The organism is Mesorhizobium sp. CA5 (genome assembly GCF_020165105.1).
In the GTDB taxonomy this organism is placed as follows: domain Bacteria; phylum Pseudomonadota; class Alphaproteobacteria; order Rhizobiales; family Rhizobiaceae; genus Mesorhizobium.
Map to the genome: position 1 here is coordinate 58,220 of NZ_JAIUHJ010000025.1, position 19,452 is coordinate 77,671.

The window sequence follows — 19,452 nt, forward strand, 5'->3', positions numbered from 1 at the left end:
GCCTGAGGACGTGGCAACGGAGCCTGTCATGACGACCAGTGAGCATTCCGAACCGGCGCGGCTTCGCATGGCGGCCGCGGATAGCTGGCGCTTCGGCCTGATCGCGCTGATTGCGTTCCTGACGCTCGTCGATCTGTTCGCCACCCAAGCCATCCTGCCGTCGCTGGTGATGAAATTCGGCGTCAGCCGCGCCACCATCGGCTTTGCCGTCAACGCCAGCACCTTCGGCATGGCGGTGGCCGGGATTGCCGTCGCTCTCTTTGGGCGCGGCATCGACCGCCGCAACGGCATCTGGATCAGCCTGGCCATCCTGGCGATCCCGACGACGCTGCTGTCGCAGACGGACAATATTGCGGTCTTCACACTGCTGCGCGTGGTGCAAGGCCTTTGCATGTCGACTGCGTTCACGCTCACCATGGCCTATCTGGCGGAGCATTTTTCGGCGCGGCAGACGACGAGCGCGCTTGCGGCCTATGTGACGGGGAATGTTGCCAGCAACTTTTTCGGCCGGTTGATGTCGGCGGCCGTCGCCGACACGTTCGGCATCTCCACCAACTTTCTGACCTTCGCCGCGCTTAATCTGCTCGGCGCCGCCCTTGTCTGGTTCACGTTGCAAAAGACCTCATCCATGATGCGCGCGGACGCGGGAGAGGGGCTCGCCCGCGCCGCCTGGAAAGCCCCGTTGCGGAACGCCGAGCTGCGTGCCTGCTTTGCGATCGGCTTTTTGATCCTGTTCGTCTTTATCGGCACGTTCACCTATGTGAATTTTCAGCTTGTCGCGGTGCCGCTTTCGCTGACCCCCATGGCGCTTGGCGCAGTCTATTTCGTCTTTTTGCCATCAATGCTGACCACTCCGCTCGCCGGGCGCGTAGCCTTAGGCCTTGGCCCGAAAATGGGGGTGGGCGCGACGCTTGGGCTGGCGATCATTGGTTTGCTTCTGCTGCTCGCACCCAGCCTTCCGGTCGTCCTCGCCGGGATGGCGCTGGTTGCCATCGGCACCTTCCTGGCTCAAGCGATAGCCACGGGACATGTCAGCCGGACCGCCTCGCGCGATCGCGCCGCCGCGAGCGGCATCTATCTCGCGTCCTACTACGCGGGCGGGCTCGCCGGCAGCTTCCTCATCGGACAGATCTACGACCGTGTCGGCTGGACCGCATGCGTGATCGTGCTGGCCGCGGTTCTCGCCAGTGCGATCGCGATCGCGCGCGTGCTGCAAACGCCGAAGGCCTGAGACCTAAAATCGAAACTTAGTTGTCCAACCAAGGAGACCGACATGACCAACCATCTTAAAGCTCTGTTTGCAGGCGCAGCCATGCTGATGGCTGCTGCCCTCCCGGCTGCGGCTTCGGACGGCGTCGTCACCGTCAAGAGCGACTATTCCGTCGCTGAAACCGTCGCCCGCATCAAGAAGGACGTGCTCAAGAAAGGCATCAAGTTCTTCGGCGTCATCGACCAGGCACAGCTTGGCAAGAATGCGGGCAACGACGTCAGGCCGTCGCGGCTCGTCATGTTCGGTAATCCGGCGCTCGGCACCACCTTCATCACCTCCAATCCCGAAGCCGGGCTCGACTGGCCTGTGAGAGTGTTGGTTTACCAGAGCGCCGACGGCTCGGTTTACGCCGCCTACAGCGATTTCGACTGGATCGCCAGGCGGCACGGCATCACCGACCGCACCGCGCAGTTCAAGATGGCGACGGAAGTCATCCAGTCGGTGACCTCAACTGTCAAGAAGAACTGAATGCGGAAAAGCATTGCCCGGACACGCAAGGCACGCTGCCTTGCCCGGCGACCCTATTCGGCGGCGGACAACGCTTTAGCCCGCTCGCCAAACCATTTCTTCTGCGTGGCCTCTCGCACCGATGCGCCCACCGCGGGCGAATGCCTGCGGCCGCGCACCGTGACGAGATTGACCTCCCGCCAGAATTCCGGCTCCGTGATCGGCAGAGGCACCACGCCAGGATGCTTGGCGGTATGCTCGGGCATGAAGCCGAAGCCGAGCCCGGCGGCGATCATCGCCAATGTCCAGTCGTCACGATCGCTCCAGTATACCGGGCTGGGTGAGTGAAACGGCGCTCGCGGTGGAAAAGCGGCCCGCCGAATTCATCTTCCAGGAGTTTGATGGCGCGCGACAGCGCCGGCTGCGTGACATTGCACTGCTCGGCCGCCCGCGTGAAATTCAGTTCCTTGGCAACGGCCAAGAAGTATCGGACCTGGCTGATCTCCACTGCACGCTCCCTCACTGGACGTGCATACGGCACGGCCCGGGTGCCATGCAATCTTACTAGCTGCCCTGACGTCAAACAACCCGAGCGGTCGATCGACCTCCACAGCCGACGATCTGACCGTCAGCTATCGAATCCATGTCTCAACGGCATTTCCGCAGCTTGCGGCGGTTCACCATACTCATCGTCAGATCCAGAGCCGGCCCGCACCCCGTCGCTCATAGCGCAATCGGAAGGACAAGACGATGCTCAAAGGCAAGACAGCGCTCATCACCGGTTCGACCAGCGGCATCGGGCAAGGCGTTGCCGAAGCCTTCGCGGCCGAGGGCTGCAACATCGTTCTGAACGGCTTTGGCGACGCCGCCGAGATCGAACGCCTGCGGGCCAAGCTTGCGGCCGATCATCAGGTCGCCGTTCGATACGACAATGCGGATATGAGCAAAGGCGACGCCATCACGGCGATGATGGACAAGGCCATCGCCGAGTTCGGCGCCGTCGACATACTGGTCAACAACGCCGGCATTCAGCATGTCGCGCCGATCGACGACTTCCCGATCGAGAAATGGGAAGCGGTGGTGGCGATCGATCTCATGTCCTCATTCTATACGATCCGGCGCGCCTTGCAGGCGATGAAGGCGCGCAAATGGGGCCGCATCATCAACGTGGCCTCGGCGCACGCGCTCGTCGCATCGCCCTATAAATCCGCTTATGTCGCTGCCAAGCACGGTGTCGCCGGCCTGACCAAGGCCGTCGCGTTGGAGGTTGCCGAACAGGGCATCACGGTCAACGCCGTTTGCCCCGGCTACGTGCTCACGCCGCTGGTCGAGAAGCAGATACCGGATACGGCCAAGGCGCGCGGCATCACCGAGCAGCAGGTTATCAAGGATGTTCTGTTGGCAGCGCAGCCGACCAAGCAGTTCGTCACGGTCGAGCAGGTTGCCGCGCTTTGCCTGTTCCTGGCTTCGGACGACGCGGCTTCGATCACCGGCGCCGTGATGCCGATCGAAGGCGGTTGGACTGCTCACTAGACCCACACGAGGAGCGAAGGCGATGAACAAGATCACGCAAAATCTGTCCGCCCCGCAAGCAGGACCGGCGCTTGGCCATCAGGGCGAAGTCAAGCGTCAGACCGTTCTTGTCCTTCAAGGCGGAGGCGCGCTCGGCGCCTACCAGGCCGGCGTCTACCAGGCGCTGGTCGAGGGTGGCATCGAACCGGACTGGGTCATCGGCACGTCCATCGGCGCCATCAACGCCGCGCTGATTGCTGGAAACGAGCCCCGCGTGCGTCTCGCCAGGCTCCAGGAATTCTGGGACGGCGTCAGCCGCAGCAGTCCATTCGACGAGTTTTTCCGGATGATGGTTCCAAGCAACATCTTTGCCAATATGGGCACGGTGATGCGCGGAATCCCGGGATTCTTCGAACCGAACCCAAGCGCCATGTTCGGAGTCAACCGCGAGGTCGGTGTCGAGAACGCATCCTATTACACCACGGATCCGCTCAAGAGGACGCTGAGCAATCTGATCGACTTCGACTATCTCAACGGGCGCCACACGCGGCTGACGGTCGGCGCGGTCAACGTCAACACCAGCGAGCTCAAATATTTCGACACGCGCGAGATGATCCTGTCGGCGGCGCATGTCATGGCGTCGGGTGCCTTGCCGCCGGCGTTTCCGGCAGTCTGCATCGACGGCGAGCCCTATTGGGACGGCGGCATCTATTCGAACACGCCCATCGAGGTCGTGCTGGACGAGCGCCCTCGGCGCGACGCGCTGATCTTTGCCGTCAACATGTGGCAGCCCCGCGCCAACGAGCCGAAATCGATCTGGCAGGTCATGGGGCGACAGAAGGACCTTCAATACGCCAGCCGCGGCCGGAGCCACGTTGCACGGCAGGAGCAACTGCATCGGTTGCGGCATGTCGTGCGCGAACTGGGAAGGCTCGTGCCGGAGGAGCGTCGCGAGGATCCGATGTTCAAGGAGCTCGCCTCCTATGGCTGCCCGTCGGTCATGCATCTCGTTCGCCTGCTTTCGCCGCGACTGGACGGCGAGGACCACACCAAGGACATCGACTTCACCCGCTCGGGCATACGCACGCGCTGGCAGGCAGGATACGAGCATGGGCAGCGCGTCCTCGCTGACAAGCCCTGGGAATGCGAGGTCGACATGCTGCAAGGCATTGTGATCCACGAATCCCAAGAGTGACGTGCCGCGCCGAGCAAGATACGGAGACCACCGATGCAGATTGTCACCCCCGGCATGCGGTTGATCCCGGAAGCCGTGCTCGCCAACAAAGCTACGCTGTTCCGCACGATCCCGGAGACTCCCTCGCACGCGGACAAGTCATTGCACCGCGTGATCATTGTAGGCGGCGGCGCGGGCGGCCTGGAACTGGCGACGCGCCTCGGCCGCAAGTTCGGCAACCGGCGGCTTTCCGTCACGCTTGTCGACCGAAACCGCACCCATATCTGGAAGCCGCTGTTGCATGAGGTGGCATCCGGCGCCTTGAGCGCATCGCGCGACGCGGTCGAATACATCGCCCATGCCAGCCGCCACGGCTACCGATACCGCATTGGCGAGGTCGTCGGCATCGATCGTGCCAAACGCCAGGTTTTCGTTGCGCCCAGCTTCGACGATGACGGTCGCCAGGTCATCCCGCCGCGCGTTCTGGGCTACGACACGCTGGTCATGGCCGTTGGCAGCGTGACCAATGACTTCGGCACGCCGGGCGCCGCGCGCCATGCCATTTCGCTCGATACCGCGGAACAGGCGGCCCGCTTCAACAAGCGCATGATCGATGCCTGCCTGCGCGCCAATGCGCAGTATGAGCAGCTTTCACCTGGTCAGCTTCATTGCGTCATCGTCGGCGCCGGCGCCACCGGCGTCGAGCTGGCAGCCGAACTTCACAAGTCGATGCGCGAGATTGCGTCGCATAATCTCGACAACATCGATTTCGAAAGGCTGATCCGCATCACCATCGTCGAAGCCGGACCGAGAATCCTGCCTGCGCTGCCTGAGCAGATGGCGCGCGCCACGGCACGCTTGCTGATCAAGTTGGGCGTGCAGATACGCTGCGGGATCAAGGTCACTGAAGTGACCGAAGACGGTATACGGCTCGGCGACAAGCTCTTTGTGCCTGCCGAACTGGTCGTCTGGGCGGCCGGTATCAAGGCGCCGGATTTCCTGAAGGGTCTCGAAGGTCTCGAAACCGATCGCATCAACCGCCTGATCGTCGATGAAACCTTGCGCACGGTCGCAGACGAGAATGTATTCGCGATTGGCGACTGCGCGAACTGCGTTCTCCCGGGCGAAGAAAACGCCTTGCCGCCGCGTGCCCAGACAGCCCATCAGCAGGCAGGCCACATGGCCAAGGTGATTGCGGCGCGTCTCGCGGGGCGGGCCCCGCCGGCGTATCGCTACCGCGACTATGGTTCCCTCGTCTCACTCGCCGACTACGGTGCGTTCGGCAGCCTGATCGGCGGACTGAAGATTGAAGGTCTCGTTGCAAGGCTCGTCTATCGCTCGCTGCACAAGATGCATCTCAGGGCGGTGCACGGCCTGGCGCAGACAACGCTGGCTTCGATCGGCGAGATGATCGTCAGGTGCGCCAGACCGCGCATCAAGCTTCATTAGAGCGGCGGAGGCGATGCGATGGAAAAGTATGATGTCGTGATCCTGGGCGGCGGCAATGCCGGAATGGGCGTGACGGTGGCGACGCGCGCCGCCGGACTTTCCGTCGCCTTGGTAGAGGCTCGCGATCTTGGCGGCACCTGTCCCAATCGCGGCTGCACTCCGAAGAAGGTGCTGGTCGCGGCAGCCCACGCGCTCGACGAGATCGCGAGGGCCGGCGATCATGCAATAAGGATCGAACCGCCGCGGCTCGATTGGCGAGGCTTGATCGAGCGGGAAAAGGACATCATCAGAGACATCCCGTCCCGATTGTCCGGTTTGATGGCCAAGCGAGGCGTCGACGTCATCTACGGCGAGGCCGCATTTGTCGCCAGCAACGCCATCCGCGTCGGCAGTCGAGAATTCGAGGCCAGGAACATCGTCATCGCCACCGGCTCGAAGCCGCGCCCAATGCCGATTCCCGGCTCGGAATTCCTGACGACATCGGACGATGTGCTGAGCGATCCGACGCTGCCTCGCGCCGTGGTGTTCATTGGCGGTGGCGTTATCGCTTTCGAGCTGGGTCACGTCTATGCGCGCGCCGGCGTTGAAGTCACCATCCTCGAGGCGCTGCCGCAGCTTCTGGGAAGCTTCGACGTGGATGCCATTGCTCAGCTCCTTGGCGAGAGCGAGCGCCTGGGTATCAGCATCCATACCAAGGCCTGGGTCAAGAAGATCGAGGAGGGCGACGGGCGACTGCGGGTGAGCTTCGCGAAGGATGGCGCCGAATACCGGGTGGACGCAGATCGGGCCGTCAATTGCGCCGGGCGCGTTGCCAATGTCGAGGGCCTCGATCTCGGCGCCGGCATCATCGTGCATCGCGAAGGCCGCATCGAGATCGACGATCATCTGAGGTCCCGTTCCAACCCGGACGTCTATGTCTGCGGCGACGCGGTCTGGAATTCTCCGCAGCTTTCGCCGATAGCGACCTACGAGGGCGGCATCGTCGGCCGCAATATCGTCGACGGCCCGAAACATCGGCCCGACTACAGTCACATACCTGCCTCGCTCTACAGCATTCCGGCCGTGGCAACCGTCGGTTTGACCGAGGCCAAGGCGAGGGAACGCGGCTTCATCATCAAAGTCCGGTCGAACGACATGCAAGGCTGGCTTTCGGCCAGGACTTACGCCGAGCCGGTAGCGTGGTCGAAGATCATCGTCGAGGAAACGACAGACAGGATCCTTGGGGCTCACCTGGTCGGCCATGCCGGCGAAGAGCTGATCCACATATTTGCGCTCGCGATGAAGCACGGCATCACGGCACGAGAGCTGTCTGAGATGGTCTGCGCTTTCCCGACCTTCACAGCGGATATCAGGAACATGATGTAACGCGTCGCCTCGGGTCAGCGAAGAAGACACAGATCTGGCATGTGTCGATGCAGGTGGGGCATCAAATCCATGCAGGAAAAACATGGCAACTGCCGAGGGGTTACGGTGATAGGCTGTGTGCGAGGTATGAAAGTGCAGACATGGCCGCCGACGACCAGGCAATGACATTCGAGCAGTCCGTCCAGGCAGCCATCGAGCTTGATGCGCCTCTCAATGAACGGCTGGCGGTGGTTGCCGCGGCGGTCCGCCGCCTAAACTCGGAGTTCGCGGACGCTGTAGATCGGCTGGTGGAACGCCTGGAGAAGCAGGGTGCCGGAGCGGCGGCGCCAAAGCCCGGCGATGTCATGCCGCCATTCCTGCTGCCTGACGACGAAGGCAGGCTGGTTGGCCTAGCCGACATCCTGCTCCAAGGACCCGCTGTGATCACCTTCCAGCGCGGGCATTGGTGCCCTTACTGCCGTTTGAACGCGATCGGCATCGTCGAAGCGCAGCAGGAGATCGCGGCATTGGCCGGGCAAATCGTGGCGATCATGCCCGAGCGAGGCAAATTCGCCAGGGCCATGAAGGCCGCGGTTGGCGCAAGCTTCCCCTTCCTGACCGATATGGACAATGGCTACGCCCTGTCTCTTAACCTCGCAATATGGATCGGAACCGAGATGGAGCGGTTGATGGGCGTAGCCTATGACCTCCCAAGCTACCAGGGCAACTCCAGCTGGTTCCTGCCGATCCCGGCCACATTCGTCGTCGGAACCGACGGGATCATCACCGATCGCTTCGTCGATCCGGACTACCGCCGTCGCATGGACATCGACGACCTGATCGCGGCGCTCAGGCGGGCTCGCTGACGCCGAAGGATGACCAGTCGGCCGCTCTCAAGAGATTGAGCAGCGTCGTCGCGACAGGTGCGCGCTGCCTGCCGGCGACCGCATAAACCGAAACGGTCCGCGAGACGTCCAGATCGCGAAGCTTGAGCCGGCGGATGTTCGAGGATCGCGGTGCCGTAAGCGAGACAAAGCCAACTCCGGCATTGGCCTCAAGCAGCGCAAGGAGATCTTGGTCGGTCTCGACTTCATGCGCGGTCCGGGGTGTATACCCTTTAGCGGAAAGACAACGCGCTAGTTCTTCGCTCGTCTCCCAATCGATCCGGCTGAGCACAGGTTCGGCGGCGAGCTGAGCCAGCGCGACATCAGCCTCATTTCGCCGGGCGAGCGGGTGATCTGAATTTACCGCGAGTTCGAGCCCTTCCTGGAACAGAGGCCACACGTCCAGGCGGTCCCAAACCTGTCCAAGGGGGCCGGCAATCGCCAACTCTACTTCACCGCCCTTTAGCGCCTCGATCACAGCCGCCGGCGAGCCACGGTGGATTTTGAGATGCACACCGGGATAGGCCCGAAAGAGCTCGGTGAACGGCGAAACCAGCAGCGCAATGTTGATGCTGTTCGAAATGGTCACATTGAGCGGCGCAACGTCACTGCTTTGCACAGCCTTGGCCAATGACTTGGCGGAAGTGGCCGCGTCATAGCATTGTTGCAGCAAGGGCAGCATCCGCCGTCCAAGTTCCGTCAGGTGCGAGTGCTGACGCTCTCGCCGGAGGAGCTCGCCACCGAGTTCTTCTTCAAGCGTCTTGATCGCGCGCGTAAGCGCCGGCTGAGTGACGTTGCATTCCTCGGCCGCTCTGGTGAAGTTCAACGTGTTGGACAGGGCCAAGAAATAGCGGACCTGCTGCATCTCCATGAATTTTCGCCCCCTTCAGCGAAATTCGATTTCTTCAGGAACAGCTAATTCGCGGCCATGCTAGCGGAAATCCAAGCAAGGTCGAGGGGTGATTTGCTGGGGTTTGCCCGCAAGACAATTGTCCAGCAGGTTCACCTTGTCGGTCGTCCCAATGCTAGAAAACATAGTGTAAAGTATTGTTTTTATTGAATTAGCGGAAGTTCAATCCTCTCGCAGCACCGGCTTTTCCGAAACATCTGGTGGGCGTGTCGGGCGATCGCGCCGGCTCAGTTGGTGACATGCGACAGCCGCAGGCCGGCTTCGTCCGGGGCGTCCACCATGCCTTCCTCCGCGAAGCGGAACATGTCCTCGAAATCCAGCTCCCGCTCGAAAATGACGCCGCCGACTTTGATCGCAAGCACGTCCTTGTCGCCTTTGGGCGCGAAGTAGATCTCGCCGACCGTGCCGCGAATGCGCTCGCCGATGTCCTTGGCGTCCTCTTCGCTCGCGCCCGGCAGGAAGACGCCGAACATCGAGGTTCCGATCCGGCCGATCAGATCGTCCTTGCGCACCGCGGATCGGATGGCCGATGCGATCAGCCGCAAGGCCTCGTCGCCCCATTCGAGACCGAAACGCAGGTTGATCGATGCCAGATGTTCCGGATGGATGACCAGAAAGGCGCCGGAGCGCGGACCGGCCGGTCTCTGCGCCCTCCGGTCGACCATCGAGGTGAACACCTTGCCGTTCAGGCAGCCGGTCAGCTGGTCGTAGGTGCCGGATCTGGTGAGTTCCTGCCGGTAGCGGCGGATCTCCACCTGTTGCCAGCCGAGCAAGGCAAACAACGGCAGACCGATGACGATCGGCACGATGATTGCCGTAACTGCCCCGCGGCCGAATGGCGTGAGGCTGTCGCTGAAAAGCAGCAGGTAGTTCAACCCGAGCGAAAGCCCGACGCAGGCGGCGGTGCCAAGCGCGGCCAGCAAGATGAGGTGCTTCCACGTTTGAACCGGCGCGGTCGGTGTTTTCGCAGTCAAGGGCCAATCTCCTGTTCGACGCATGGCATACAGGAGGTCCGTTACGATTTCGGTGTCAGGGAAACGTACAATTTGATGCAAGTCGGCATGTTCTCCATGGCAAGCGCCGGATCCGGCACACCGGCGGCCGCGGTCGGCGGCTAACGACCTGCCAGGTCGTCGGCCCAGTCCAGGTTTTAGAAGTGCTGAACCGCCCTGACCATTCTGCTTTCACGCAAGTGCGCGAGGGGAGCGGCCACCGGCTTTCCCGCGGCAGCACTATTGCGGTGGGCCGAAAATGCCCATCCGGGCGGTTCTCGCCACCACCTCCGCCTTGCCGTAAATGCCGTTGCGAGCGGCCATCGCCCAGCCGTTGGAAACCAACCAGGCGCCGACATCCTGCGTGCCGAGCGCGCAGGGCGCGGCGATGGCGAAACGGTCGACGTCCGGCGGCAGGAAGCATTTCAGCGCCCGCCCGCGCAGCCAGGCGTTGAAGGCGGCCCGCGCCCGCTGGCCACAAGGCCAGGCGGTGTCGTCGAACATGCAGGTCCTGTCGGGGCCTATGTCGACCGTCCCGCTGATGGCGACGGTGCGTCCCATGGCTTCGACGACCGCCGAGGAGGTCGCGACGGGACGGAAAAGCAGCGTCTCGCGCCAATCCTGCGGCATCGGCGTCTGCGGCCGCTGCGCAAGTCCGAGCTCGCTAAGCGGAGGACGCGGTTCGATGCGCTCGATCCCGGATGGGTCGAGCGGCGGCGGCGCAATGAGGTCCTCGGCGATCTTGCGCGCCGGCCGGCCTGGCCGCGCGTCATGGATCGGGCCATGGAAGGCCGGCTTCAGGTCGCCGGCGTCCTGAGCCGGTGCGATCGAAGCGGGCGGCAGCAGGCGGCCGCCCTCGACGATCAGCACCATGCCTGCGAGCAAACCGAGGCCGCCGAGCGCGGACGCCAGCAGCGGGCGGCCGGACGGGCTCACCTGGTTCACGCGTGGACCCTCGCGGGATCGTGCCGATAGCCGGCGGTGCGGCCCGAGCCCGACCCGTTAGCTCCTGTCGACATGGCGCCCCCCCGACCGCTGAACCGGACCATACATTAGATGTGAGCGACATTCCTTGAAAAGCAAGGCGTTGCGTTAAGTCTCGCGCAACCAATGCGGCCTAGAATCGGCCATCGGATGTCGAGGGGATGACATGATGCGCAAGCCGATACTGCTTTTTGCCTTTCCGGCCCTGGTGCTCATTTTGCTGGCGGCGGAGCGAGCGGCGGCGCTGCTTCTCGGCTTCTATCCGGCGAGCCCCGCTGCGTGGCACGCCTGGCTCGAGCTGCGGCCGTTCTCGACCATGTTCTGGCAGCAGGTGCACGTCTATCTCGGCGGATCGATGGCGCTCGATGCGGCCTTTATCGTCCTGGCGGCGGGCGCCTGCTGGATGGCAAGCTGCTCAAAATGGTCCGGCGGTTTCTTCATCGCCAATCATGCTGCAATCATTTTCGCCGGGTCCATGATGGCGCTGAGCAGCCACGCGGAAACGGCGAGCACGATCGCCGCCTTCGTCACGCCCCATGGCCTTCAGTTCTCGGTGATGGTCGACCTAAGCTTGCAGAACTGCCTGGTGCTGTGCCTCGGTCTCGCGGCATGCGCCTATTGCCATGTCGCGTTTCTGCGCGAGGCAAAGCTGCGTGCCGAAGCCCGCGCTGTCCGCATGCTTGCGCTGCAGCGCGATCTGTAACCTGCCGGTCCGGGCGGCGAAGACCCGCCTGCTCAGTTGATCTTCTTGTAATAGACCTTGCCGTCGGGCTGCTGGATGCGCTGGTAGGACGGGTTGGGCCCCGGAGGCGCGACCTTGCGCTTGAACGCGGGCTGTCCGTCTCCGGCGCCAGCGTCTCCGTCGGCCGCGGACGCATCCGCCACCGTGGTGTTGTCGAGCAGGGCCGGCTCGGCCGCGCCGGGCGCCGGCTCGCTGGCGGCGACCGGCTGGCCTTGCTCAAGCTTGGCGATATTGCCGTTGATCCGGCCGAAACTCGCCTGCAACTGATGGTCCAGCGTCTCGAACCGGCTCTGGAAACCGTTATTGACGGTGTCGATGCGGGCGCCGATCCGCTGCTCGAATTGGCCGAGCTGTTCCAGCCGCGCCTCCATCGTCTTGAGGTCGTTGACGCCGCGATAGAGATAGACCGCGGCCGTCACGTTGACGACGGTGACGAGCAGCGCACCCACCGCCACGACGCCGATCAGCCTGGCCCGGCTGGGCTTTCCCGGAGCGGCTTCCCTGTGACCGAGTTCGATTGCCGGGACGTCCGGCTCGCTGATCATCGTCATTCAACCACCACCTTTGCGCCCACCGCGACGCGTTTGAAGAGATCGATCACATCGGTGTTCGTCAGCCGGAAGCATCCGGACGTGCCGTCGAAACCGACGCCCTTGGGATCGTTGGTGCCATGGATGCGATAGAGCGTGTCGCGCCCGTCGCGCGACAGATAAAGCGCCCTGGCGCCGAGCGGATTGTAGGGACCGGCCGGCACCATCGCCGGCAGTTCCGGCCGGCGCGCGCGCATTTCCCTGGGCGGGCGCCATTCCGGCCATTCGGTCTTGGAAGCAATTTTGACCGTTCCGGTCCAGCCGAAGCCGTCGCGGCCGACGCTGATCTGGTAGCGCAGCGCATGCCCCGCTGCCGTCACCAGATAGAGCGCCTTCTCGTTTTTGCGGATGACGATCGTGCCGGGCTGCTCGCCGGTCTCAAAGGCGACCGCCTTGCGCAGGCTGGGGCCCATGGCCGGCAGCGGCGGCAGCCCTGAGCCGGCCATCGCTACGTCGCAGGCCGACGCCAGCGCGATGCCGATCAGGCCGGCCGCGGCAAGACGCCCGACAATGCGAAGGCTAGCGCTGGGCATTGTCCAGCCGCTCCTTGAACATGCGTTTCAAGTCCTTGTTGAAGCGCGCGCGTCCGTCCACCTCGGAAGGCAGGATGGCGCGGTTCAGCGCGTCGGCCAGGAGTGCGTTGTCCAGCGCCAGCGACTTGATGTGCGGCGCCTTGAAGATCTTCTCCAGCTCGCTGCGCGAGAAGTGGTTGCCGAACCATTTGCGCTTATGCTTGTTGGCCACCAGCGTGATGCTGACCTTGTTGCCGCGCAATTCGCGGATCTTCTTGTAGAGCCGCTTGCCTTGCCTCAGCGAAGCGACGTTGAGCTCGAAGACGATGAAGATTTCGTCGCTCGTGCGCAGCACCGAATCGTGCCACGGCGTCTCGATGTTGGGCAGGTCGATGACGATGTCGTCGAAGCGGTAGGCGACGAGATCGAGCAGCCGGAACACGAAGTCGGAACCGTGCGGCTCGAAAGGCAGCTGCGGCCGCTCGAAGGAATAGAGCGTCAGGCCCGACGGCCGCGACAGCTTGATGACGTCCATCAGCTCGACGTCGAGCCGGTCCGGCTGGCCGATGATGCCGGAGAGATCGAACTGATTGAACTGGTTGAGATAGGCGCCGCAATTGGCGCTCTGGAAGTCGAGGTCGACGAGGCAGGTCGAGGCCGCCCGCTCGGCCGACTTCGAGGCGAGGTGCTCCGCCGCCGAGATCGCCAGCGTGGTGGCGCCGGCGCCGCCGCTCGCGGCAATGAAGGTGACGATGCGGCTCTTGGTGCCTTGGTTGCCGGTGTCGTGGAAGGTGACGGCGTTGAGCAGCTCCTTGGGATCGAGCGGCTTGTGCAGCCAGTCGGAGGCATTCATGCGCACCAGAACGCGCGTCTGCTCGGAGGTGAGCTCGTCGGAAATCGCAATCAGCGGCACCGACGCCCAGGCCGCGCGCGCCTCGACGATTCCCCCATTGCCGAGCAGTTCGCCATTGGCCAGATCGAGGATGATGATGCCGGGGCGGCTGTCGACCGGCGGCCCCTTCAGGAACTCCGCCGCGTCCGCGACCTTGACGTCATAGATCGCCAGCGCGTCGAGACGCGTGGTGACGTCGCGCTTGAAATTCGCATCGCCGGAAAACAGGGCGACCTGCTTGCGCTTGGTCGGGAGAACTCTGGTGTCGATGGCGTTCATGGGAAGGTGCTCTTTAAATCTTCACCTGTTACAGTACTCAGCATGGAAGGCATTTGCAGATTACCGAGTCCAAGCAATCCACCCAGGAAGAAGAACTGGACAGGGTGATTGACAATACTGACCGTAACGGTAGGCACCGGCCCGTTTGGACGTGTCCAGTAACCCAAGCCGCTCGCAGCGTATTCGAGACGAACTTCGGATTTCTGCAGGCCCGGCAGAATATTCGCCATCCCCGCTCGGCCGCCGCCGCCGCTGAAGATAAAGTCGAAAGCCGCCTGGTTCGCGGTGGTGTCCATGCACGAACTCGAACCACAGGTGCACGAAGCCGTGCCTGCGGCATTGGCGGTGCAAATATAGTCATAGGTGCCGGCCGGAACTGCCGCTCCTACGAGCGTTGAATCCGAAGGTGTCTTCCCCTCCAGCGCTAGTCCGCTGGCGACTGGGGTCGAGACTTGTGCGATCCTCGCCCCAACCTGCACAGCCTTATTGGCGGCATTCCATTGATAGAAGGCGTAGCCGAAATCGACGAAGCCGAGCAACAGGATCAGCAGCATCGGCATAGCGACGGCCATCTCGACCATCGTGGCGCCGTTGCGGTCGGCTCCAAATCTTTTCAGCGCGATCACCATCCGAATACTCGCTCTTGGTGCGAGACGGTCAGGGTGAGTGCGCCAAAGCCGAGATAACCCCACAGTCCGAGATTGCTGTAGGGATACGAAGTGGAGACCTCAACCACGTTTACATTGCTGGTGTTGCTCAAATAGAGTTCGGTACCTGTCGCCGGGTCAATTGCTGGTGTCGAGGTCGTGGTCACGGTTATCTGCGCCGTGGTCCAACCCAGGACGCGCGCGCTGCCGCCGGTCACAGCTCCGTTCACCGCGAGGTTCGTGCCGACGGTGATACAATTGTTCCAGTTGCTGTCGTTGCAACGGGCCATGTAGCGGGCCGCGTCCTCGACGCCGGCCAAGAGCAGCAGGCGGGTGTTCAGGATGTTGGAGAATTCGAATACGCCGGCTGACAACAGCAGCATGAAGGGTGCGACGAGAGCCACCTCGACAAGGGCTGCGCCGCCTTGATCGCCTTGGAACCGCCGGATAATTTGGCTGAGCGCTGCAATCATGGCATCACCGGTAGAGCTGCGCTTCATTGCGCTGAAGCTTTTTCAGAGTGCCCAAGCCAACCGTGGTGCTGATGTCCTGAATCTCGCCGTAGATGTCCGCGTTGGGCGGGCCGCCAGCCGGCTCGGTCACGAAAACACTGGCAAAGGCCTGCACCGGCAGGTTCTGGCTGCCGCCCTGAACGGTGTTAGCCACGCAGTCGATAATCGCGACGTAAAGAAGTCGCCTGTCCGCGGATTGGGTCGTCGAATTGCACTGGGGCGGCGTCTTTTCTTGCCCGCTCTTCAAAGTCGGATTGTCGATTTCATACTTGTAGACGCAATACCGGCTTGGGTTCGCGCCACATGCAGTCACCACTCCGGACGTACTAGCGTTGCCATGGTTGACGCTCCAGTAACCGGAAAAATCCCACGACCCGTTGCCAAGCACGCCTGCCTGGGTGCAGCCGCCTGAGTAGAAGCAATTGTCCCGAGGCAGCGCCTTGTAGTTGTTCGCCTGTCCGCTGTTGGGCAGATCGTAGCTGCAACTGTTCCCGTTGTTCTTCACAACCATGCCCTTTCGAACATTCGGAGCCGGAGGAGCATCTGCCGGGATTAATTTACCGCTGTTGCCATTCGGATATATGTCGAAGCGCGTGTTGATGCCGTCATTGACCGGAGGAATATTGCCCGGACGAGTGGTGACCCCAGTCTGGCTGTAGCAGGCAGGCGGGTTCGTCACCGCGAACATTTCGGTCAATGTCTGTGTTGACTTGTCACCCTCCGGTGAGGACAGGAAGCCATAGTTCCCTGGGCCATACTGCGCAGTGTTGCCGCCGGTCTGCTCCTTCAGCCATATCATCGGCTTCGTCGTGCCGGTCAGTGCGGTCTGAAGCGCGCCAAGCGAGGTGTAGGGATTGCAGATGAACATCGGCGTAAACTGACACAAGGCATTGGTGAACCCCGCCACGGCTTGCGTCGTCAGGTTCATGCCATTGCTGCCACCTACGAAGCTCGCAGGAAATATTGTAGCGAAAGCCGTGGAGTTCACCGTTATTTCGGCAAATTTTGCCAGTTTCGGGTCGGTGGTACTCCAGTCTACGCCGTTGGAGTCCACACCTGCCGGGCTGAGCGTGATCGTGTCGTTGGCCGGAATGTTGTACAGGTAGGTGACCGTAAGGTCGGCGGGAACCAGCGTGTGGCTGCCGGAGGTTGAAAATAGTGTCCTGTTGGTTTTCAGAAGATTCGTGATGGCGCTGTTTGCTCGCGTGATTGCATCGGTGTTGCCGTCGAGCTCCGCAGCCGCGGCAAGAGCGTATGCGTCAGCACCCTTCTGCATGTCATTATGAAGGCCGCCAGCCCGACTCATGTCGATGGCGAGAAGCGCCAAGCCGATTATCACCGGCAGAAGCATGGCAGCGAAGACCATCGCTATGCCGCGCTGATCCCGCCAGAATTCACGAATGGTCCCCAACATGACCCTACTCTCTGTTCCATTCGTACCGGGTGTCCTCGCGCGCCCGACGCGCCGCATCCTTCCGTTTAGTTCGTTACGCTGGGCGCGCTCGACGGCCCGACATTGACTGTCATGTTCGTCGTCGGCGTCGATCCACCCGGCGGAAGCTTGTATTTCTGCACCACGGCGACCGACCGTGCGCCATTGCCTTCGATCTTCGTGTTGTTCGAAGCCGGGTTATACGGGTCAACCGTCTGCAGCAGCTGGTTGGCCTTCTGCGAATCGCCCGATGCCAAAGTCATCGTGTCGTAGTTGTTCAAATAGTCGGCCGCGCAGCCTGCGAGCAGGCTGGTGCCGAGAAGGACGAGCAGGAGCTTATTTCTTGACATAGACCAGCTTGTCCTTCGATTTCACATCCAGCATGTGGCCGTAGGGCCCTGTGACGCCTTCGCCATGCTCGTACATGCGGATCATGTCCTTGTTGACTTCGAGCTGACCGAGCAGCATGAGTTCCGGGTCGTTGGCCGGCCTTGTCTTGTCGAAGGGTGTCGCCAGCTGCTGGCCGGGTTTCACCGGCCGCACGAGATGCGGCGTCACGATGACGACAAGCTCGGTCTCTTCCTTCTGCGTGCTCGAATTGTGGAACAGCGCACCAATGATCGGCACCTGACCGAGCCACGGCACCTGGTCCTGCAGCCTGGTGTTTTTGCTCGAGAGCAGGCCGCCGACCGCGAAGCTCTGGCCGTCGCGCAAATCGACCACGGTCGCCAGCTTGCGATTGGTGAAGATCGGATCGCCGGCCGGGGTGAAGCCGGTCAGGTCGCTGACCTCAGGGGCAAGCTTGATGTGGATCTTGCCGTCGTCGAGGACGACCGGCGTGAAGTTCAGGTTGACGCCGAACTGCTTGAACTGGATTTCGACTTCGCCTTGGCTGTTGACGCTTCGAACCGGTATTTCGCCGCCGGCGTTGAAGCTGGCTGTTTCGCCCGAGACCGTGGTGAGGTTTGGTTCGGCCAGCGTACGAACGACGCCTTTCGACTCCAGCGCTTGAATAATCAGATCGACCTTGACGTTGCTGTCGATGACGCGGGTTATCAGTGCCGCGAACGGGCTTGAATTCGACAACAGACCGCTGATCAGATCGCCGGTTCCAAGTACTGTTCCGTCCTTGTCCACCGTGGCATCGCCAGTTCCCCAAATAGTTTTGCCGCTGCGGTTTGCGCCTCTCCACGACACACCAAGATCGCGACCGGCGCTGCGTTTGGCCTCCAGGATGCGTACGGAAAGATTGACTTGTTCGCTGTCATCGATGGTCACGGCATTGATAATGGCGTCGGGGCCATATTGCTGGGTGACTTCCACGATGGATGCCAGTGTCGCGGCGTCCTTGACATGGCCGCTGAGCCTTATCTTGCCGTTGATCGAACCGATCTCGACGCGGGCCTTTGGCGCCACCTGGCGGATAGCCACCGCCATGTCGCTGACATCCTGGCCGACCTCGATCTGAATGGCGCCGAGCGAGCGCTTGTCCTCGGAAAACAGATTGACGGTGGTGGTGCCGACGCTCTTGCCGATGATGTAGAGCGTCTTGTCGGTCATCGGCTGCGCATCGGCGATCTTCTCGTCGCCGACCACGATGTCACCCAAAGTGGCGTTCACCTGGATCGTGGCCGATTGGGAAACGGGCACGAAGACGCGATGCAGCGACGGGCTCGATACGTCGATGAAGCGGTCGGCCGCCATGGCCGCGTAATCCGAGATCGCCGATAACGCCACAAAGGATAGCGCGGCCGCCGCCAACCCCGTCCAAACTCGCTGCATCCGCATCTCCCCATTGCTGCCAACCGGCAGCCCCTCGTTTGCCGCTCGCCTTTTTAGCGTTGGCGCGGCACTTCATAGGTCTCAAGCTTGACCCCCCGGAACACTCCGATCGTGGCCTGCGCCGGCGGTTCAGGCTGTAGGTACTTCACCACTTCCTTGACGACCTGCTGCGGTGCCGCAGTGACCGCCGGCGCCGGCTTGACCTTGCTCAATTCGTCTATCCTGCTGTCGACCCGCTCGACTGCCTGGGCAATGCCATCGATCTTGTCGTTGGCACGCTTTCGTTCCTCCGCGGCAGCCGCGTCGGCGGCTTTCTGCCGGTCGAGCTCGGCCTGCCTCTTGGCGACGTCGCCGGGTGTGTCGCCGGTCAAATCCGAAAGCGTAATGCGTTCGGTGGTCTCGCCCTTGTTCGCTGCGGCCTGGCGCAGAGCCAGAGACAGTTGGCCGACGCCAGCTGCAAGCGTCAGCTTCTGCGCGTCCTTGGTGCTGGCCTCCAGCGTCACCGCCTTGACCACGGTAGGACTGTCCTTGCTCTCATCCGCCACCTGGTCGACGGCAAGCACCTTCATGCTCTGCAGCAGCACATCGACGAAGCTCTTGTCCATTCCATCGCTGTCGCGCACCGTTCGCGTCAAAAGAATATCGACGCGATCGCCAGGGAACACGAAACCGGCAACGCCCAATACGTCGTTGACCCGGATCGAGACGGCCTTCATTCCCTCGCCAAGCACCGCGGAAAGCGTGGCGCGCTGGCCAGGACCGGTGATCTTGGCCGCGAGCACCGGCTCGTTTACGCCAATCGTCTGCAGCGCCTGCTTTGCACCTTCGCCGGCCAGCGCATCCTTCGTTGTTTTGAAGGCGCCTGTAGGCACCGCTCCCGCGGGCCAGGGAATCTCACGCAGCTTGTCGGCTGTCAGCGTATCGCCGAATTTCAGCGCCACAGCCGCCACGACCACGGTATCACGCTGAACGCCGGCAATCGATGCCATGGCGCTGCGTTGGTTGGCGAGCCAGATGTTAGCCAGCACGACCGCAAGGACGCCGAACACGCCGGCGAGAACGATCATTATCAATGTATTTGCACGCATCGACCCAAGC

The 19,452-nt window shown here is 62.4% G+C and carries 21 protein-coding genes and 1 pseudogene; 8 read left to right on the top strand and 14 right to left on the bottom strand.

The annotated features are described in order from the left end of the window. The first annotated feature begins 28 nt into the window (after positions 1 to 28). Together LB529_RS25465 and LB529_RS25470 are read left to right on the top strand one after the other, a co-directional pair. Positions 29 to 1,231 carry an MFS transporter gene (locus LB529_RS25465; protein WP_411962578.1) on the top strand — a complete coding sequence of 401 codons (1,203 nt, stop codon included), beginning with the start codon at positions 29 to 31 and terminating at the stop codon, positions 1,229 to 1,231. Between the two features lie 42 nt (positions 1,232 to 1,273). Beyond that, positions 1,274 to 1,738, top strand: coding sequence for a DUF302 domain-containing protein (locus tag LB529_RS25470; RefSeq protein WP_411962579.1), 465 nt, complete (start codon positions 1,274 to 1,276; stop codon positions 1,736 to 1,738). Between the two features lie 53 nt (positions 1,739 to 1,791). On the opposite strand, the gene LB529_RS29250 is transcribed toward LB529_RS25470, so the two are convergent. Then, entirely contained in the window at positions 1,792 to 2,013 is a 222-nt protein-coding gene (locus tag LB529_RS29250) for a LysR family transcriptional regulator substrate-binding protein (protein WP_411962580.1), read from the bottom strand. Positions 2,014 to 2,057: 44 nt separating this feature from the next. Continuing rightward, positions 2,058 to 2,225: pseudogene (locus LB529_RS29255) on the bottom strand (LysR family transcriptional regulator); the annotation flags it as partial. 242 nt (positions 2,226 to 2,467) lie between these two features. Here LB529_RS29255 and LB529_RS25485 point away from each other — a divergent pair. Genes LB529_RS25485 through LB529_RS25505 form a run of 5 tightly spaced genes read left to right on the top strand, consistent with a single transcriptional unit; the run spans position 2,468 to position 8,062 of the window. Further along, a complete protein-coding gene (locus LB529_RS25485; RefSeq protein ID WP_224712644.1) occupies positions 2,468 to 3,250 on the top strand; it encodes a 3-hydroxybutyrate dehydrogenase in 783 nt (260 codons plus the stop codon). Positions 3,251 to 3,272: 22 nt separating this feature from the next. Continuing rightward, on the top strand, positions 3,273 to 4,424 hold the full coding sequence (locus LB529_RS25490) for a patatin-like phospholipase family protein (RefSeq protein WP_224712645.1): 1,152 nt from the start codon (positions 3,273 to 3,275) through the stop codon (positions 4,422 to 4,424). Positions 4,425 to 4,457: 33 nt separating this feature from the next. Then, entirely contained in the window at positions 4,458 to 5,852 is a 1,395-nt protein-coding gene (locus tag LB529_RS25495; RefSeq protein ID WP_224712646.1) for an NAD(P)/FAD-dependent oxidoreductase, read from the top strand. Positions 5,853 to 5,870: 18 nt separating this feature from the next. Next, on the top strand, positions 5,871 to 7,217 hold the full coding sequence (locus LB529_RS25500; protein WP_224712647.1) for a dihydrolipoyl dehydrogenase family protein: 1,347 nt from the start codon (positions 5,871 to 5,873) through the stop codon (positions 7,215 to 7,217). A 47-nt stretch (positions 7,218 to 7,264) separates the two neighbouring features. Beyond that, positions 7,265 to 8,062: a peroxiredoxin-like family protein gene (locus LB529_RS25505; protein ID WP_411962581.1), complete on the top strand. Its 798-nt coding sequence runs from the start codon at positions 7,265 to 7,267 to the stop codon at positions 8,060 to 8,062. Here the strand turns inward: LB529_RS25505 and LB529_RS25510 are convergent. The 3 genes from LB529_RS25510 to LB529_RS25520 all read right to left on the bottom strand — a co-directional run bounded on the left by LB529_RS25510 (position 8,046) and on the right by LB529_RS25520 (position 10,927). Then, complete coding sequence (locus LB529_RS25510; RefSeq protein ID WP_224712648.1) at positions 8,046 to 8,951, bottom strand: LysR substrate-binding domain-containing protein; 906 nt, start codon at positions 8,949 to 8,951, stop codon at positions 8,046 to 8,048. The genes LB529_RS25505 and LB529_RS25510 overlap by 17 nt on opposite strands. A gap of 266 nt (positions 8,952 to 9,217) precedes the next feature. Next, positions 9,218 to 9,964: a GGDEF domain-containing protein gene (locus LB529_RS25515; RefSeq protein ID WP_224712649.1), complete on the bottom strand. Its 747-nt coding sequence runs from the start codon at positions 9,962 to 9,964 to the stop codon at positions 9,218 to 9,220. Positions 9,965 to 10,222: 258 nt separating this feature from the next. Then, positions 10,223 to 10,927 (bottom strand): thermonuclease family protein, encoded by a 705-nt coding sequence (locus tag LB529_RS25520; protein ID WP_224712650.1) that lies wholly within the window; start codon positions 10,925 to 10,927, stop codon positions 10,223 to 10,225. Positions 10,928 to 11,135: 208 nt separating this feature from the next. Between LB529_RS25520 and LB529_RS25525 the strand changes: the two genes are divergently transcribed. After that, positions 11,136 to 11,669 carry a hypothetical protein gene (locus tag LB529_RS25525; RefSeq protein WP_224712651.1) on the top strand — a complete coding sequence of 178 codons (534 nt, stop codon included), beginning with the start codon at positions 11,136 to 11,138 and terminating at the stop codon, positions 11,667 to 11,669. 32 nt (positions 11,670 to 11,701) lie between these two features. Here the strand turns inward: LB529_RS25525 and LB529_RS25530 are convergent, their stop codons facing one another. The 9 genes from LB529_RS25530 to cpaB form a co-directional block, all read right to left on the bottom strand. Further along, positions 11,702 to 12,259 (bottom strand): hypothetical protein, encoded by a 558-nt coding sequence (locus LB529_RS25530; protein WP_224523823.1) that lies wholly within the window; start codon positions 12,257 to 12,259, stop codon positions 11,702 to 11,704. Next, entirely contained in the window at positions 12,256 to 12,831 is a 576-nt protein-coding gene (locus LB529_RS25535) for a L,D-transpeptidase (protein ID WP_224712652.1), read from the bottom strand. The genes LB529_RS25530 and LB529_RS25535 overlap by 4 nt, the downstream gene beginning before the upstream one ends. Further along, positions 12,818 to 13,981, bottom strand: coding sequence for a CpaE family protein (locus tag LB529_RS25540; RefSeq protein ID WP_224712653.1), 1,164 nt, complete (start codon positions 13,979 to 13,981; stop codon positions 12,818 to 12,820). Before LB529_RS25540 ends, LB529_RS25535 begins: the two co-directional genes overlap by 14 nt. Next, positions 13,978 to 14,610, bottom strand: a complete 633-nt coding sequence (locus LB529_RS25545) for a TadE/TadG family type IV pilus assembly protein (protein WP_224712654.1) — start codon at positions 14,608 to 14,610, stop codon at positions 13,978 to 13,980. The genes LB529_RS25540 and LB529_RS25545 overlap by 4 nt, the downstream gene beginning before the upstream one ends. Then, a complete protein-coding gene (locus LB529_RS25550) occupies positions 14,604 to 15,101 on the bottom strand; it encodes a TadE/TadG family type IV pilus assembly protein (RefSeq protein WP_224712655.1) in 498 nt (165 codons plus the stop codon). Before LB529_RS25550 ends, LB529_RS25545 begins: the two co-directional genes overlap by 7 nt. 4 nt (positions 15,102 to 15,105) lie before the next feature. After that, positions 15,106 to 16,554 (bottom strand): TadE/TadG family type IV pilus assembly protein, encoded by a 1,449-nt coding sequence (locus LB529_RS25555; RefSeq protein WP_224712656.1) that lies wholly within the window; start codon positions 16,552 to 16,554, stop codon positions 15,106 to 15,108. 65 nt (positions 16,555 to 16,619) lie between these two features. Beyond that, entirely contained in the window at positions 16,620 to 16,922 is a 303-nt protein-coding gene (locus LB529_RS25560) for a hypothetical protein (RefSeq protein WP_224712657.1), read from the bottom strand. Further along, positions 16,909 to 18,354 (bottom strand): type II and III secretion system protein family protein, encoded by a 1,446-nt coding sequence (locus LB529_RS25565; RefSeq protein ID WP_224712658.1) that lies wholly within the window; start codon positions 18,352 to 18,354, stop codon positions 16,909 to 16,911. Before LB529_RS25565 ends, LB529_RS25560 begins: the two co-directional genes overlap by 14 nt. A 53-nt stretch (positions 18,355 to 18,407) precedes the next feature. Further along, positions 18,408 to 19,442, bottom strand: coding sequence for a Flp pilus assembly protein CpaB (gene cpaB / locus LB529_RS25570; RefSeq protein WP_224712659.1), 1,035 nt, complete (start codon positions 19,440 to 19,442; stop codon positions 18,408 to 18,410). Positions 19,443 to 19,452: the final 10 nt, after the last annotated feature.

Coding starts and splice junctions, on each gene's coding strand:
- LB529_RS25535 (WP_224712652.1), bottom strand. CDS start 12,831: ATGCCCAGCGCTAGCCTTCGCATTGTCGGGCGTCTTGCCGCGGCCGGC.
- LB529_RS25490 (WP_224712645.1), top strand. CDS start 3,273: ATGAACAAGATCACGCAAAATCTGTCCGCCCCGCAAGCAGGACCGGCG.
- LB529_RS25560 (WP_224712657.1), bottom strand. CDS start 16,922: ATGTCAAGAAATAAGCTCCTGCTCGTCCTTCTCGGCACCAGCCTGCTC.
- LB529_RS25530 (WP_224523823.1), bottom strand. CDS start 12,259: ATGACGATGATCAGCGAGCCGGACGTCCCGGCAATCGAACTCGGTCAC.
- LB529_RS25495 (WP_224712646.1), top strand. CDS start 4,458: ATGCAGATTGTCACCCCCGGCATGCGGTTGATCCCGGAAGCCGTGCTC.
- LB529_RS25555 (WP_224712656.1), bottom strand. CDS start 16,554: ATGTTGGGGACCATTCGTGAATTCTGGCGGGATCAGCGCGGCATAGCG.
- LB529_RS29250 (WP_411962580.1), bottom strand. CDS start 2,013: ATGATCGCCGCCGGGCTCGGCTTCGGCTTCATGCCCGAGCATACCGCC.
- LB529_RS25510 (WP_224712648.1), bottom strand. CDS start 8,951: ATGGAGATGCAGCAGGTCCGCTATTTCTTGGCCCTGTCCAACACGTTG.
- LB529_RS25505 (WP_411962581.1), top strand. CDS start 7,265: ATGCAGGTGGGGCATCAAATCCATGCAGGAAAAACATGGCAACTGCCG.
- LB529_RS25485 (WP_224712644.1), top strand. CDS start 2,468: ATGCTCAAAGGCAAGACAGCGCTCATCACCGGTTCGACCAGCGGCATC.
- LB529_RS25525 (WP_224712651.1), top strand. CDS start 11,136: ATGCGCAAGCCGATACTGCTTTTTGCCTTTCCGGCCCTGGTGCTCATT.
- LB529_RS25540 (WP_224712653.1), bottom strand. CDS start 13,981: ATGAACGCCATCGACACCAGAGTTCTCCCGACCAAGCGCAAGCAGGTC.
- LB529_RS25545 (WP_224712654.1), bottom strand. CDS start 14,610: ATGGTGATCGCGCTGAAAAGATTTGGAGCCGACCGCAACGGCGCCACG.
- LB529_RS25500 (WP_224712647.1), top strand. CDS start 5,871: ATGGAAAAGTATGATGTCGTGATCCTGGGCGGCGGCAATGCCGGAATG.
- LB529_RS25465 (WP_411962578.1), top strand. CDS start 29: ATGACGACCAGTGAGCATTCCGAACCGGCGCGGCTTCGCATGGCGGCC.
- LB529_RS25550 (WP_224712655.1), bottom strand. CDS start 15,101: ATGATTGCAGCGCTCAGCCAAATTATCCGGCGGTTCCAAGGCGATCAA.
- LB529_RS25565 (WP_224712658.1), bottom strand. CDS start 18,354: ATGCAGCGAGTTTGGACGGGGTTGGCGGCGGCCGCGCTATCCTTTGTG.
- cpaB (WP_224712659.1), bottom strand. CDS start 19,442: ATGCGTGCAAATACATTGATAATGATCGTTCTCGCCGGCGTGTTCGGC.
- LB529_RS25470 (WP_411962579.1), top strand. CDS start 1,274: ATGACCAACCATCTTAAAGCTCTGTTTGCAGGCGCAGCCATGCTGATG.